The following is a 15,472-nucleotide window of genomic DNA, read 5'->3' as shown; positions in this document are numbered from 1 at the left end:
GCTTTAGTTTAATTAGTTTAACATCGGTGGTCGCTGTGGCAGCCCTTTTTATGCTTTTAACGTTAACAGAAACTAGTTATTTAAATAATAAGAGTGGTAAAATGTATATAATGGATAGATATTTGAGGAGCGATACACCCCTCTTTTTTTATCGTTTTCTTTCTTTCAGAGCCATTCAAAAAAGAGAAAGAGAAAAAGAATTAAATCCTTTAGAATTGAGGGGAAAAATGGATCACTTGAAAGCTTTTTTTAAAGAAGAAGTAGTAAAAAAGGTATTCGCATTGGTGTTGTTGGTCGTTATATTGTGGAGTATCAGAGGATTGTTAAATTTGTTGTTATTGACTTTTATTTTTTCTTATCTCTTGAACAGCCTACAACAAGTTCTCTATAAATCCCTATCGAAAATGATTCCGATAAAAGAGAAGATAGTCACAATTGGAATGTATGCCGTGATTCTATTTGCTATTGTTTTCGGATTAGCCACCTATATCACCCGTTCGGCAAAGGAATTAACAGGAATCGGTCATAAACTCATTTCATTTAATCTAGAAACATATACGAATCAAATCAATCCAAATGTAGAAGGGTTCTTGAAAGGGCTACATTTAGAGTCCTACACAAAAGGAGCTGTTACCACGATATTCCAAGCTATCCCGCATGTCAGTGAATTTAGTATCCAGTTGATAATGGCGTTTATTTTAAGCTTTTTCTTATTAATCGGAAAAAAAGAAATCAGGGATTTTTGCAAGAAGCTAGAGAAGAGCAGAATCAGTTTTCTTTATTCGTACTACAAATACTTAGGAACCAATTTTGCCAATACCTTTGGTAAGATACTGCAACTTCAAATATTAATTTCGTTGATTAATGCTGTTTTATCTATGATTTTCCTTGCAATACTTGGGTTCCATCAAGTAGTTGGTCTTGGACTTATGATGTTCATCTTCGGTCTCATTCCTGTATTAGGAGCGATAATCTCTTTCATTCCACTAGCTATTATTGCGTTTACGATGGGCGGAATACCTAAAGTCCTTTGGATTGTGGCTATGGTATTGGGGCTTCACGCCATGGAAAGCTATGTACTCAATCCAAGATTGACTGCACACGCAACAAAATTGCCTATCTTTCTGACTTTTTTAACCTTGATTTTCTCTGAGTTTTTCTTGGGAACATGGGGTCTGTTGTTGGGGATTCCGTTATTAATGTTCCTGTTAGATTTGTTCAATATCCAAACAAAAGAAAAAACTACCTGAGAAATCATATATTGTTGTTTAATTTTTCTCCCAACATTCTCCTCTGAAGGCAACCATGAGGTGGCTCTAGAGGTTGAAATTGCCCAACATGCTGGTGAAAACTAAAAAAGACTGTGAAGTATTGTACTTATACTAACCAGTGCTAGACTTCAACAGCATTTGATCTTCCACAATCGGGCGCTATCCTTGCAAAAGGATAAGCGCTCATTTTTCATTTAAGGGCCAGATTGTGGAGTAATAATTTTAATGTAAACTGGATATTGTGAAGACTTTACTCTTAAACAAGGGCATTTTAGTTGAACGAGAATTAGTGAAAAAATAGTTAAATGACATACTTAAATGGGTGAAAATATGGACAATATTTTAAAACAATTAACTGAAATTAAGAACGAATTACATAAACCATTTCCATATACAGATACGGATAAAATACAAAAAGATTTCCGAAAAGAGTTCAATAATTTATCAGATGATGAGGACAGTCTAACTGCTGATTTTAATACTTACTGTGTAAATATAGCTGGAACTCTAAGTTATGTATTAACAGGCAAGATAAATAAAATCCCTCAAGATCAAATTGAGATGTTGCAGAAAACTTTCTTTGGTTACTTTAAACAATATAAGTTTTTTGAAGACAAAATTGAAATCTATAACGATTTCTCACAGGAATATAAAAACTTTGAACAAACAAGAAAATTGTTATTATGTCTGTTGTCTAAATAAACAGTTCTTATTGAACTAATGAGAGGGTTAACAAAAAATTTAGAGGTGATTTTTTGCAGATTATCGCGTTTTCACTATTCCACAATCGGGCGCGATTGTTTAACAATAAAGGCAGAAAAAGCCCAATCATTTTTATAAAGAGCAATCTTAATACTCCAATATAAGAATCCATTTTGATCAATCTTTTTTTCAAAATGGATTCTTTTTATACCCTTGAATACATCTACAACGATGAAGTACTAGACATGGAAATCGTAAAGAAAAATGGTGAAGCCAAACAATATCGTTCCTATGAATGGAATGGCTATTTCAGGAATAATTTATATAAAATACTTCTAATTTTGCTGTTAATCATTAAAACGGAGTTTAATTTGAAATTTCGGCCTATTGTATATATTTTACTGTATATGGTAAAATTTACTTAAATTTATCGAAGGGGAGGGATTTACAAATATGGATAAGAGAAGAGTAGGGAACATTTTAGGTTTTACATCCTTAGTACCTGTGATAATAAGTATTATTGCTTTCTATGCACTAAGAGGACCAAATTTTGATGTTTATTTAGGTATCACCATTTTTAGCGTTTTATCAATTATCGGTATTTCACTCGCTATAATCTCTTGGGTAATGTCTAAGCGACACATTCCTTTCATTATCGGATTATTAGGGAATGCCTTTATATTGATATGTGCTTTTTTATTACAATTAGCAATGGGAATTGGCGAACAATAAAACCTTTTTCAACTCAAGTGATTTTTAGTTGAAAAAGGTTTATTTTTACAAAAGATAGAGTTTTATTTTGGTTTTTTGGGAAATTATTGCAAAACAGAGTTTTCCTAAAGATCAAACCTAAACATTTATTGTTTAGGTTTGATTTTAAATAACACCATTACACTTATTAAAACAACAACATGATATAGACAAAGCCAAAGAATAAACATAGTGGACTATAGAGCCAAGTGTCGTATCTAGCAAACTGAGAATGTTTAATTTTTTTAAAAAATCCAACAAACTTAAAATCACCAATTGCCCTAATAATGAAAACTAAAGCACAGACAATACTTCCGATTTTAGATAAACTATTTGCTTGGAACCCCTGCAAATAACCTACTTGAACAACAATAATGACACTAGCAAGTAGAATAAAAATGGCTACGAATAATGTTCCCCATATTCTCGGAGTAAAAGCAGGCTTATGTTCGCCATCTTTTACTGGGAGAACAGCGGTAGAACCCCATCGACCTCCAAAAGCCCAATAAATATGCGAAAAACTGATAAACCACAGAAGCCCTACAGCTACTAATATTAATAGTAATTTCATTTATTCGCCCCCAATGTCGTAACTTCAAACAAAACATACACTACCGTATGTTATAGTGAAAATTTTGTCCCTTCAGGTTTTATAACCATATTAGGGACATTTATTATCGTATAATCAATTATGCCTCGGCATAATTCGTCCGGAATCGGCTTTGTGCTTGCACAAAGAACTCCTTTCCGATTCCGTGACATCCGCCGGAGGCTTTGGGCCAACAGGATGTTGGTTACTTAGGCGTTGCTGCAGGAAGCGGCGCTTTTAGCCTAAGTTCATCTATTTCAGCGGATGTTTGGACACCCGCTGTAAGAAGTTAAAAGCTCAACCATTTTATCAATATCAAAATTAGGATTTGCTTCAAACCTTGTCATCCATCCTACATACGTTAAATAAGCAAGTCTCGCTCGATCTATTGATTCAGTTTCGTCTATGCCCATTTTTTGATACAATTTTGCAACACAAGAAATTCTCTGTTCTTCCATATCTACTAAACGTGCTGCCACTACAGGATCGTATTTAGCCCAAGTATAAATACCATTCTCAATTTTTTTGTCTCGATTAAAACTAATCTGTAATAGCTGTTCTAAAGAGGCATCCTGTTGCTCCATACTTTGAACAATCAGCTTTGTTGCATGTAATTCCCAAAAGTCGAGCATAGAATCTAAAAGCTCTTGATGGTCACGAAAATAGTGATAGAAGCTTCCTTTGCTTATTTTTAGCAATCGAGCAAGTGCTTCAATGCGAACTTTATGTATCCCTTCATCAGCTAATTGCTGTAATCCTGCTTTTATCCAATCTTCCCTCGATAATTGCATATCATCTCTCCAATAAAATACGGTAGCGTATGTTTTGCGTTAGATTACTACTATTCTCATTTTTTGTCAATTATTCATTCTGTTTATTTTTATGAACTTTAATGTTGTTGTTAATCGTAATATTGATCGTCATCACCTTTGGTAAAATACAATCACAGTTCTGAATCACTAATAAAAAAAGCCTGCAAACACAAATAGGGTTTACAGGCTTTTTTTAGGGAGGTAAATAATTAAGATATTTTCTGTTTTTTGTTTGAAAAGATAGAAATTTTCAATATTGTTGAAAACATTCCATCGCTTCAACCCGATTCATTTCCCACTTTAACTTTAATTTGTACATTTGCCGGTTTGGGTTGCTTCCAGATGAGGCTTTGCAGGAATATACCAGTCATACCAATAATGGATAGTCCAAGACCGATTATTTTAAAGGCGGTCAGTACCCCTAATTGTGTTATTAATAGCCCACCGAGAAGGGGACCAGATATAAAAAGGATACTCATTAAGGAATCTATTATACCGGTAACCCTTCCTATAGCTTCTTTAGGTGGTTCAGTTTGAATGAGGTAATTTATGGCAGTAAAAGTTAACCCATTTCCGATTCCACCAATAATAGAAAGACAGATTGCAAGTGCTATGAAATTGTATTTCAATAGGAATCCAAAACCTACAGTCATTACACCAATTAGAAGACTTCCGGTACCGAAAAACCAACCAAATTTAGAGATTTTTTTAAATCTGTTTAGAATTAAGACGACAAGGAGCGATCCGATTCCAATTGCAGAAATTGCCCAGCCGGTAACCTCAGTTTTGTTAGGGAACACCTCACTGAATAAAGTTACAATCTGTGCGTCGATCATTTGTATTGTTAGGGTGCTGAATATCCCAAATATGATGCTTGCCAAAAGGATTTTGCTTTTTAAAACAATCTGCCAACCTTCCTTCCAAGAACGTAGAAATCCTAATTGTGTGGCTCCTATTTCTACACTTGTTTCGATTTCTTGTACCTTGATTCGGGTAAGGAGTATTCCAGAAATGGTAAAAGCTATGGCGTTTAATGCAATGGAAATGTTCGGAGAAAATATTCCTGCCACTGAACCTCCAATAAGTGGGCCAAGCACCTTTACCAACTGAAACAGACTTCCATTAATAGTGATTGCTTTCATGATGGTTTTTTCTTCAACAATTTTTCTCATCAAGCCTTGCTGTGCAGGTAGACTTATCACTCCCGCAGTGTTTCGTAAAAATAGGATTGGCAAAGCAAGCCAGGGTGTAGGCGTAAAGACAAGCAACAAAGTTAACACTGCACGAAACCAGTCAGAATAGATAAGGATTTTTCGCTTATTTCTTCGGTCTGCAAATACACCTGCAAACTGTCCTAAAAGTATACTAGGAATGGCATACATGATAGGGATTAAAGCAATCAACATCGGGTCAGCCTTCCATGTATACCTGAATAAGATAAGCACTCCAACAAAATCAAACCAGTTTCCTAAGTTGGCTAAAGTATTAGCAGAAAAGAATTTAATAAAATTGCCATTGCGCCATATTGATATGTCCTTGTTCATCAATAATCCCTCCACGTTAGTGTCTCTAATACCGAGCATAACGTGTAATTATCAGAGGAATATCAGAGGAAACAGTAATAAAAAATTTTGAGCAATTATTTTAAGTGGTATTTTAACTGCAGTTCGATTTTGCTATGTAATTCATTTAATTTGTACTCTTGAATATACTTTATCTTTAATTCTTGATAGTAAGTTTGCAGTCTACCAGTCAGTCCAAACTCATCTAAGTAAAACAGAATCATATTTATATTTATTAACATCCCAGGTATGAATTTAGCTTCCTGGAGTAGCTGAAATCCTTCATCAAAATAATCTTCAGCTTTAGATTCATTATTTTTAAGAAGGCAATAAATACCTTTAACAATTGAAAAATTCGCATTTTCTCTCAGATAAGGATAATTTACGAGGTTTTTCTTCGTTTCTTCCATCCTTTTCTCCATCTCCTGAAAGTCCTTTTGAAGTAAGGCAAGACATAGTTCTGAAAGTAAGATCAACGGTATGAATCCTTCGATGTTTTTTTCATATATCTCTTTTTTAGATTGATGAAGCAGGGTAGCTGCTTCATCGAGTTGTTTTGTGAAAATCAATAATGATAGGCGATTTAACAATTTTATTTCTAATCGATGATCTTCAGATATTTCTTCGGCAGATAAAGCACACGTAAAGTAATTAAGGCATTTCATCTTATCTGGTTCAATAAACGAATAGATATGTAATAAATAAAAGCATTTTTCCCAAAAGGTGATTTCCTGTGCCTCAAGGAACCAACTGAAATCTCCTTTCATGAAATGGAGATAAAGAAGGTTAGGCAAATCGATTTGGAAGCCGAACACATTCTGATTTTCTTCTAAAAGCTTTAAAGCATCTCCCTGTCCGTAGAGATGATATTTGTGAAAAAGGCTTTTAACTTGGGTGGATACTTCGTCGTCCTTTAATAATGGACTTTCATGTACTTCTTTCGTTGACAGAAGGTATCCTTGGCCTCTGATTGTTTCAATTTTAATCACGGATGAAAGGGGATCAATTTTTTTTCTAACTCTATAAATATGGTCATCTACAGTTCTATCGACTGGATCTTCCATTGGCCAAACAGCATCCAAGAGTTCCTCCCTTGAAAAAATTTGTGAAGGATTTTGATATAAAAATTTAAATAATTGATATTCCCTCGGTAAAAAAATTATTTCTTCGGAACGATATGTTACTTTATAACCTGTGTTGGAAAACTGGATTTTCTCCATTCTTTCACCTCAACAAAATGGGATAATATTTTATAGTTCATTTTAACAGATGGTTAATTTAATGCCCATTTCTCATTAAATATACCTTAAAAGAACGGTATCGTTAATCGTAAAGGATTGAAGTCCAGTTGAAGAAGGAAATCAAGTTTATATAATTTGTTCATCAACATTCCATTGTAATGTAATCTTCTTTCTAGCGTTTAATAAAATAAAAATATTACATCAATTTGGTTCTAATTCCCTCAAAAGTAGCGAGATTAGTGAATAATAAAAGCAGTACCACCACTATAAAAGTGTTGGTACTGCTATATAGAGTAAAAAGTATTTTGTTAATTAGAACGTACTTGCTACTTTAACAGCTTCTTCAAGCCCTGAGGCAATAATTTCTTCTGCTTTATCTGGGAATTGATTGTGACCTTCAATCACTATTTTCTCTATATTTTTTACACCGAAGAAGCTCATCATACTTGCTACATATTTAACAGCCATTTCTAATTCAGCTGTTGGACCTTCAGAATATACTCCGCCACTTGCGTTTAATAATGCAATTTTCTTATCTCCAATCAGACCTGTTGGACCTTCTGGCGTATATTTAAATGTTTTGCCAGCGCGGTTTAAATAATCAATATATGTGTGTAGAACTGCCGGAATTGTTAAGTTCCATAATGGGAAACCAAACACAACTTTATCTGCTGCAAGGAATTGTTCTAAATATTTATCAGCAACAGCCACTGCTTTTGCTTCTTCTGCTGTTAAATCAAGTCCTCTACTAGCCTTAAATGTACCGTTAATCATATCTACACCTACATATGGCAATTCTTCCTTGTATAAATCAAGTTCTACCACTGTATCATTTGGATGTGATTCTTTAAAGCTTGCTAAAAAAGCCTCATATATTTTCACACTCACCGCTTGGTTTGCGGGGCGATTGTTTGCTTTTACAAATAAAACTGTTGTCATTTTTTATTTCTCCTGTTACCAACTCTAATGTTGTTATTAATTCACTAAAAAGGGAATCCTATTGTCTTTACAATATTTTTTTAAAACTATATTCCATGTCTCCACCTAGAGCTTCAGCTGTATCACCAGTTTCTCTGAAATCATGTGTATGAATTTGTTCAAACGGACCAAAATCTGTTTGTTTATAAAATTCATAGCAAGGGAATCCGTCATGTGTACCTTCAATACCAACAGTACCATCTTTTTTGACATGCACATTTAAAAGATAGTCAACAGTAGGTGCATTTATATTTAATGGGTTGCTAGCACTAGCACTCATTTGAAACTTGACTTCCCCAGACCCCCATTCAATATCAGTACATACAATACGATCTGTACTAGCTTTTCCTGTTCGCTTGTTAACAGAACCATCTGGAGTCGTGATTTTTTCTGTTGTTATTCCCGTATTCGCATATGTGAAAATTTCTTTTTTGTAAAAATCTACAACTACTTCTTGTTCAATTCTAGAACGCATGGCGTTGACGGCATAAGGAGTAAATTCACGTGAGTCCCCTTCAAATTCAATTATGTTACCCGTTTGATTATCTTTCTTGGGTTCAGTCCAACCTATTGCAGTCCAAGACATTGGAATGAATACACTTGCTCTAATTTTAACGATATTAGCCATGAGAAACACCTCTATGATTTTTAATTTTATTTTGCTGAACCATATTTCTTTTATAATTGAATTATAGTCAACTTGATTGACTACATTGGGTATAGTACAATGTGTTTCGAATAAAGTCAACCTAATTGACTATATTTGAGGAGGTTTTATATATGAATCATGAATTATTTAATGGGTTGGATCTTACATCGCTTTTATCATTATCCTTAAGTACATCAATCAATGAATTACATGACAGATTGAGTGAATTGGGATTTGGAGATATTAGACCTGCACATGGTTTTATGTTTAAATGCATCACTCCCAATGGAGCAACAGGTATAGAACTGGCCGAATATTTAGGAATTACAAAGCAAGCTGTGAGTAAAATGGTGGATTATCTTGAGAAAAGTGGCTATGTAATGCGCAAAGCTCATCCCACTGATAAGAGAGGGAAAATTATTGTTTTGACCGAACGAGGTTGGTTAGTAGTGAAAGCAAAAGAGAAGATACTAACTGAGATTGAGCAACGTTGGATTGAAAACATAGGTGCTGAACGCCTGCAAATGCTCAAAGAAGATTTATCAAAATTTATTTTTGAAGAAAATGAGGGGAAACTATCATCCAGATTAAGACCTGTCTGGTAATTATAGAGTTTATAAAGGAAACTTTAAATCGTAGGGAAGAATGTGAAGAATTAAGGAGGAAAATTATTGAAAGTAATAGATGAAATTTATGGGGAATTTAGTATTGAACCTGTTTTGGAGAAACTGATTAATTGTCAAGCTATACAACGATTAAAAAAAGTTCATCAAGGTGGAGCGAGCTATTTGGTAAATAAACAATGGAATGGAACAAGATATGAGCATTCTGTCGGTGTGATGCTTTTAGTTAAAAAACTAGGTGGTACGATTGAAGAGCAAATAGCAGGGCTGTTACACGATGTTTCCCATACAGCGTTTTCTCACGTGATTGATTATGTATTTGATGCAAAAGATGAAGATTATCACGAGAAAATTTTTAGTCAAGTCATTGAAGGTTCAGATATCCCAACGATTTTAGCCAATTATAATTTGGACTATAAAAAAATCATGGACGACTTATCACAATGGAAAATACTTGAACAGCCTTTACCAGAACTATGTGCGGATCGAATTGACTATACATTGAGAGATATGTTTCATAATGGAATAATTTCGATTGAGGAAGTACAAACTTTTTTATCTCATCTTGTGATTATAGACGAAAAAATTTACATAGACAGTATAGAGTGGACAGAATGGTTTGTAGATACATATTATAAAGAGGTCATTGATTATTTCTTAGACCCATTAAATATTTATGGTTACACCATTCTATCTAAAACATTAAAAATGGCATTAAATAAAAATATATTAGAACCGACTCATTTCTTGGGTACAGATGAAGAGATCATAAATCAATTATATCGCTCAAACGATAACGAAGTTATACACTTATTGAATCAATTACAAGAAAAAGTTACGTTAATTGAAGATGAACAAGATTTTGATTATCATATGAAGCAAAAAGAACGTTTGATTGATCCATCCATATGGTTAGACGGTCAATTGATTAAGGCCACAACGATTTGCAAGAAACTTCAGCTGCAAAATTCAAAGGCTTCTATAAAGGCAAGAAAAGGGGTTTATTTACGAGTGATATTGAAGTGTTGAATATTATAAAGCTATCGAGGGCTTTTCTTGATTAAGATTAAGCAATAATATTCAACAATCGGGCGCTTTTCTGTAACAAGGAACGGCGCTTATTTTCATTAGAGAGCTATTTAGCGGATTTAGAAAACATCTCAGGGAACACTATCATTGAATAAGAAATAGCTATTTCTATTTTAGGGACAGATTGTGGAAAAACACGTTTAAAGAAATTGGGTAAGAAAGTAGAAATTGTGAGGGCTTTCACTTAACTAACGTCTCATTTAATTGAATAAAATATAAAAATCTCATACATAGTTAGAAAGATTAACTCCATTTTGATCAATCCTTTTTCAAAATGGAGTTTTTTCATTTTTGATAAATATCCAGCAACGAAGTTTGTAGGTTGATAATTGATATTAGGTAGACTATTTAGTTTCAAAGTCACGTTGACACTAAATAAGTTTTATTGTCTTGAATTAATTTCCAAAGTTTGGTCAAAACTATTGACACTATTCATTGAGTGCAAAGTGTTGTACTTAAGTGTACAGTGTCGACGAAAGCTTTATTAATTACTGTAGTATTTTTATTCATTGGTAGATTTGGGAAGTACATTTTCCCATTTACTTTTTTTGTCCCTTTGATAGAAGTAATATCGAAAACATTTTGCTATTTAATAAATAATTAAATTAGAACAAATTATATGTAATTTCAGATTTTATCATTAAAAGGAGTTTCCTCAGGCTAAAGAAAAAGAGAATCTATATCTCATTCTCATACTTAATAGAAAAGTTACCGAATCAAGCGATATTTTCCTAATTGGCAAAGTAATAAACAAAATTATATGTAAGTACGCAAAAAAACGAACAGTAAGTGAGGTAGCCTATGGGCTTTTTCAAAAAGAAAAGTAATTCTAAATTACATACCAATTCTATTTCAACTAGCCAAATGATGAAGACAAGTTCAACAGACGAATTAAAAACAAATCTTCAAGAAAATATACAAATAATAAAAGATTCCCTTGGAAAAAGCTCAGATATTATTATTCGAGAAATTCGAATTGGAAAAGAAGAAACTATCAAAGCCGGTATTATCTATACAGATGGATTAACCGATACAACCTCATTACAAAATTTCATTTTGGAAACGCTCATGCTAGATATCAAAGGGACCGAAATACAGAAAAAGCTTGCTACTGATCAAAATCTTATTAGCGTATTAAAAGATTCTGCCATGACAGTAGGAGAAATTGAAGAACTAACTAATTTTGAAGTACTTTTTACTGGACTTTTATCGGGGGATACGATTATTTTGATCGATGGATATGCCCAAGGTTTAATCATTTCCAATAGGCATTTGGTTGAACGTGGAGTAACGGAAGCAACCTCCCAGGTGGTAGTAAGAGGACCCCGCGAAGGATTCTCCGAAAATTTGCGTGTAAATACCGCCTTAGTTCGTAGAAGACTGAAAGACACAAATCTTTGGATGGAATCAAAAGTTATTGGAAAACGCACGAAAACGAATGTTGCCATAATGTATATCAACGGAATTGCAAATGACAAAATAGTGAAAGAAGTCCGTTTGCGTTTGGATAGAATAGATATTGATGGAATTCTTGAAAGTGGAAATATAGAGGAATTGATTCAGGATGCACGATATTCACCTTTTCCAACCATATTTAATACGGAACGTTCGGATGTAGTAGCTGCAGCATTATTGGAAGGACGCATAGCCATTTTTGTAGATGGAACACCCTTTGTCCTTATTGTTCCAGCTTTATTCGTTCAATTTTTTCAAACGTCAGAAGACTACTATCAACGTGCAGATATTGCGAGTCTTATTCGTTTCCTTCGATTTTTTGCATTCGCAATTGCATTGCTTGCACCTGCATTATTTATTGCGATCACAACTTTTAATCAAGTAATGCTACCTCCTGCACTTCTTATTAGTCTAGCAGCCCAACGAGAAGGTGTTCCATTCCCAGCATTTGTTGAAGCAATAATAATGGAAGTCACTTTTGAAATCTTGCGTGAAGCAGGATTAAGAATGCCACGAAGCATCGGTTCAGCCATGTCTATTGTAGGGGCATTTGTAATTGGAACAGCAGCGGTTGAAGCAGGCATAATCTCAGCTGCGATGGTTATCGTGGTTTCACTAACCGCTATTTCTAGTTTCGTTTCTCCTACTTATGACTTTGCTATCTCTGCCAGGATACTACGCTTTGGATTTATGGCAATAGCTGCTTCTTTTGGTTTAATAGGAATAATGATTGGATTAATTGCTCTAATTCTGCATTTATGCAGCTTGCGTTCTTTTGGCGTGCCTTATATGTCTTCACTAGCTCCTTTTAATCTTTCCGACCAAAAAGATACGTTTATTCGCTTGCCTATATGGAAAATGTTTACTCGACCTCGTTTAATCAATCAACAAAATACCGTTAGTCAACAAGATTCAGCCTCTGCAAAACCAAAACCATCAAAAAATAAGGAGAATGAAGGGGTTTAAACGATGAAAAAGTGCATGTTTGTTCTCCTGATTCTCAGCCTCTTTCTTACGGGGTGTTGGGACCGGAGGGAATTAAATGAACTTGGCATTACGTTGGCAATAGGAATCGATAAAGTAGAAGATGAATACCAAATAACTGCTCAAGTGGTTGTACCCTCGGAAATATCCACGAAAACAAGTACTGGGCGTTCACCAGTCACCCTGTTTCAGGAGAAAGGAGAGACGGTATATGAAGCCTTTCGAAAAATTACAAAAATCTCGCCTCGAAAAATTTATCCTGGACATCTTCGAATGCTTGTCCTTGGTGAGGATTTAGCTAAAGAAGGTATAGCCAAATCCTTAGATTTACTGTCAAGAGATTGGGAACTTCGATCTGATTTCTTTGTTGTTATTGCTAAGGATATGACCGCAGGAGAAGTACTGAATGTCACAACAACGATTGAAAATATACCCGCCAATAAAATGTTTAGTACGCTTAAAATGTCAGAAGCTAACTGGGCTGCAACGCAAGGCTTTACATTAGATGAATTGATAACCGATCTTACAAGTGATGGAAAGGAAGCCGTATTAACAGGGATTCTAGTAATAGGGGAACAAGAAATGGGATCAAGCAAACAGAATGTGGAATCGATTTCTCCTCCTGCGCGAATTAAATATGATGAATTAGCGGTGTTTAAAAAAGATAAACTAGTGGGCTGGTTAACTGAACGAGAAAGCAGAGGGTATAATGGCATCGTCAACAAAGTGAAAAATTCTGTAATTGCTATATCTTGTCCTAAAGAGGGGAAAGCCACTATAGAGATTATACAATTGCATTCTAAAATGAAAGGCAAAATAAACAAAGGTAAGCCTAAAGTGGATATCAATATTAAAGTAAAAGGAAATGTTGGAGAAGTAGAGTGTCAAATTAATCTTAATGACCAAGAAACAATTGTTGAGCTAGAGAAGAAAACTGAAAAAAAGATGAAAGAGACCATTAATCTGGCCATTAAAACGGCACAAAAACAATATAATTCAGACATATTTGGATTTGGCGAAGCCATTCATCGATCTAATCCGAAAGAATGGAAAAAGCTTAAAGAGTCGTGGGATGAGGTATTCCCTGAGATGCTGGCGAATGTTAAAGTGGACGTAAAACTTGAGCATACAGAAACAGAAGGTAATTCCTTCTTAAAAGAGGTTAAATAATCATGATAAAAAGTATAGGAATACTCCTGATTGCAGTAGCCATTCTGTGGATTGAAGTTCCACCTCTCTTGGAAAAAAAATATAAAAAAGAGTTACTTGTGTTTTCAATTCTTCTTGTAATCGGGTTAGGTCTAAGTATTACACTTGCATTAGAAAAACCTATTCCAAATCCACTAGATTTACTCACTTTTATCTTTAAACCGCTTGATGACGTTATTTCTCTTTTGTTGAAATAAAAGAGCAGTGTAGAGGGGAAGGTATGATATGAAATGATGAAAGACGTTAAAATAAATTCGTACCAATTTCTAGTTTTAGTTATTTTATTTACGATTGGTACGAGTATCCTAACTGTACCATCAGCACTCGCAACCGGTGCGAAGCAAGACGCATGGATTGCCGCTATAATTGGTACGGGAATCGGGTTTTTGATCATATGGTTATTCATCACTATAGCTCTTTGGTTCCCTCACCTCACCTATGTCCAAATCCTTGAAAAACTTTTTGGAAAATGGGTAGGTAAAGCCTTTTCTATTTTGTTTGTACTCATTTCTCTTCTTTATTCTTCAGAACTTTTATATTATTTTGGGCTATTCTTAAACATCCATATGATGCCAAATACTCCAATGGTAGCTCTTAATATTCTTATGGCGGGGATTGTGGTGATGGGAGTCCGTCTTGGATTGGAAACCTTCGCTCGTACTGCAGAAATCCTAATTGTCGTGTTCTTCGTCATTTTTTTTATTTTAGTGGTGTCTATTTCACCTGACATGAAGTTTGAAAACATACAGCCTATATATGAGATGGGGACTAAAAAGATCGTTCAATCATCCATTTTTTATGTTATTGTATCTTCAGTAAATGCCATTGTTCTCTTAATGATTTTTCCTTCTTTTGTTAATAAAATGAAACAAGCTAAAAAATCTTTTTTAATTGGAAACTTAATAGGCGGCATCGTCATCGTCGTTATTACATTTTTGAGTATTACGGTATTAGGTACTGAGAAAACTACAGGAGAGATTTATCCAAGCTATGAATTGACCAAAAGGATAAATATCGGGAATTTTATACAGCGTATTGAGGGATTAATGGCTTCACTTTGGGTTATCACCCTCTATTTTAAGACGACCCTTTATTTTTACGCTTCCGTTTTAGGGATGGCACAAACTCTTAATTTGAAAGATTACCGCCCTTTAACATTACCTTTAGGCATGATTGCCGTTGTCCTTTCTCTCGTGATTTATCCTAATGTCAGCTACCAAAAACATTTTGACGAGACAACTGGTAATTCCTTATCATTATCAATCGGACTTTTTCTCCCTCTTTTGTTGGTAGTCGTATATGCAATAAGAAAAAGAACGATAAAGAACGAAATAGAAATAAAGGAATAGAAGATTATTTTGAAAAATCTATAGATAAGCCTTTAATGTGGTTAAAAACATAGATAGAATTCCCCCTCTTTGATTGATCAGTCTTATTGAAATCAATTGTTTTTAAATCGTAATGGGTGTAATAGAGGTTTACTTCAGTAAAATAAGGTATATTATATTTGTTGAATAGATTCTCTTTAAAGACAAGAAAAGTAGGTGAACAAAGTGGG

The 15,472-nt window shown here is 34.3% G+C and carries 16 protein-coding genes; 9 read left to right on the top strand and 7 right to left on the bottom strand.

Annotated features, from left to right (window positions below; translation table 11 throughout):
- The first annotated feature begins 35 nt into the window (after positions 1-35).
- The 3 genes from ABE048_RS02870 (at position 36) to ABE048_RS02860 (ending at position 2,705) form a co-directional block, all read left to right on the top strand.
- On the top strand, positions 36-1,250 hold the full coding sequence (locus ABE048_RS02870; RefSeq protein ID WP_430309011.1) for an AI-2E family transporter: 1,215 nt from the start codon (positions 36-38) through the stop codon (positions 1,248-1,250).
- Between the two features lie 351 nt (positions 1,251-1,601).
- Positions 1,602-1,973, top strand: a complete 372-nt coding sequence (locus ABE048_RS02865; RefSeq protein WP_430309010.1) for a YxiJ family protein — start codon at positions 1,602-1,604, stop codon at positions 1,971-1,973.
- A 453-nt stretch (positions 1,974-2,426) separates the two neighbouring features.
- The gene (locus tag ABE048_RS02860; protein ID WP_430309008.1) at positions 2,427-2,705 is read left to right on the top strand and encodes a hypothetical protein; all 279 of its coding nucleotides are present in this window, start codon (positions 2,427-2,429) and stop codon (positions 2,703-2,705) included.
- A 166-nt stretch (positions 2,706-2,871) separates the two neighbouring features.
- Here ABE048_RS02860 and ABE048_RS02855 read toward each other — a convergent pair whose 3' ends face one another.
- The 6 genes from ABE048_RS02855 to ABE048_RS02830 form a co-directional block, all read right to left on the bottom strand.
- Positions 2,872-3,294, bottom strand: coding sequence for a DUF3995 domain-containing protein (locus ABE048_RS02855; protein WP_430309006.1), 423 nt, complete (start codon positions 3,292-3,294; stop codon positions 2,872-2,874).
- A 275-nt stretch (positions 3,295-3,569) separates the two neighbouring features.
- Positions 3,570-4,103, bottom strand: coding sequence for a TetR/AcrR family transcriptional regulator (locus ABE048_RS02850; protein WP_430309005.1), 534 nt, complete (start codon positions 4,101-4,103; stop codon positions 3,570-3,572).
- A 299-nt stretch (positions 4,104-4,402) separates the two neighbouring features.
- Complete coding sequence (locus tag ABE048_RS02845) at positions 4,403-5,668, bottom strand: MFS transporter (protein WP_430309004.1); 1,266 nt, start codon at positions 5,666-5,668, stop codon at positions 4,403-4,405.
- A gap of 95 nt (positions 5,669-5,763) precedes the next feature.
- Positions 5,764-6,906 carry a winged helix-turn-helix domain-containing protein gene (locus tag ABE048_RS02840; RefSeq protein WP_430309003.1) on the bottom strand — a complete coding sequence of 381 codons (1,143 nt, stop codon included), beginning with the start codon at positions 6,904-6,906 and terminating at the stop codon, positions 5,764-5,766.
- A gap of 333 nt (positions 6,907-7,239) precedes the next feature.
- A complete protein-coding gene (locus ABE048_RS02835) occupies positions 7,240-7,866 on the bottom strand; it encodes an FMN-dependent NADH-azoreductase (protein WP_430309002.1) in 627 nt (208 codons plus the stop codon).
- 67 nt (positions 7,867-7,933) lie between these two features.
- Positions 7,934-8,533 carry a DUF3238 domain-containing protein gene (locus ABE048_RS02830; protein WP_430309001.1) on the bottom strand — a complete coding sequence of 200 codons (600 nt, stop codon included), beginning with the start codon at positions 8,531-8,533 and terminating at the stop codon, positions 7,934-7,936.
- A 152-nt stretch (positions 8,534-8,685) separates the two neighbouring features.
- On the opposite strand from ABE048_RS02830, the gene ABE048_RS02825 reads away from it, so the two are divergent.
- From ABE048_RS02825 to ABE048_RS02800, 6 genes are all read left to right on the top strand, one after another.
- Complete coding sequence (locus ABE048_RS02825; RefSeq protein ID WP_430309000.1) at positions 8,686-9,159, top strand: MarR family winged helix-turn-helix transcriptional regulator; 474 nt, start codon at positions 8,686-8,688, stop codon at positions 9,157-9,159.
- A gap of 66 nt (positions 9,160-9,225) precedes the next feature.
- Entirely contained in the window at positions 9,226-10,206 is a 981-nt protein-coding gene (locus ABE048_RS02820) for an HD domain-containing protein (RefSeq protein WP_430308999.1), read from the top strand.
- An 861-nt stretch (positions 10,207-11,067) separates the two neighbouring features.
- Positions 11,068-12,687, top strand: a complete 1,620-nt coding sequence (locus tag ABE048_RS02815) for a spore germination protein (protein ID WP_430308998.1) — start codon at positions 11,068-11,070, stop codon at positions 12,685-12,687.
- 3 nt (positions 12,688-12,690) lie between these two features.
- A complete protein-coding gene (locus ABE048_RS02810) occupies positions 12,691-13,875 on the top strand; it encodes a Ger(x)C family spore germination protein (RefSeq protein WP_430308997.1) in 1,185 nt (394 codons plus the stop codon).
- 2 nt (positions 13,876-13,877) lie between these two features.
- Positions 13,878-14,111, top strand: coding sequence for a hypothetical protein (locus tag ABE048_RS02805; protein ID WP_430308996.1), 234 nt, complete (start codon positions 13,878-13,880; stop codon positions 14,109-14,111).
- Positions 14,112-14,144: 33 nt separating this feature from the next.
- Positions 14,145-15,263: a GerAB/ArcD/ProY family transporter gene (locus tag ABE048_RS02800; protein WP_430308995.1), complete on the top strand. Its 1,119-nt coding sequence runs from the start codon at positions 14,145-14,147 to the stop codon at positions 15,261-15,263.
- Positions 15,264-15,267: 4 nt separating this feature from the next.
- On the opposite strand, the gene ABE048_RS02795 is transcribed toward ABE048_RS02800, so the two are convergent.
- Positions 15,268-15,472, bottom strand: a 205-nt coding sequence (locus ABE048_RS02795; protein ID WP_430308994.1) for a hypothetical protein, incomplete at its 5' end; no start/stop codon positions are given.

It is taken from the genome of Rummeliibacillus pycnus (genome assembly GCF_050459865.1).
GTDB classification, from domain to species: Bacteria; Bacillota; Bacilli; order Bacillales_A; family Planococcaceae; genus Rummeliibacillus; species Rummeliibacillus pycnus_B.
Note: the sequence above shows the minus strand (reverse complement) of the source record. Positions and strands in the feature narration are given on the sequence as shown.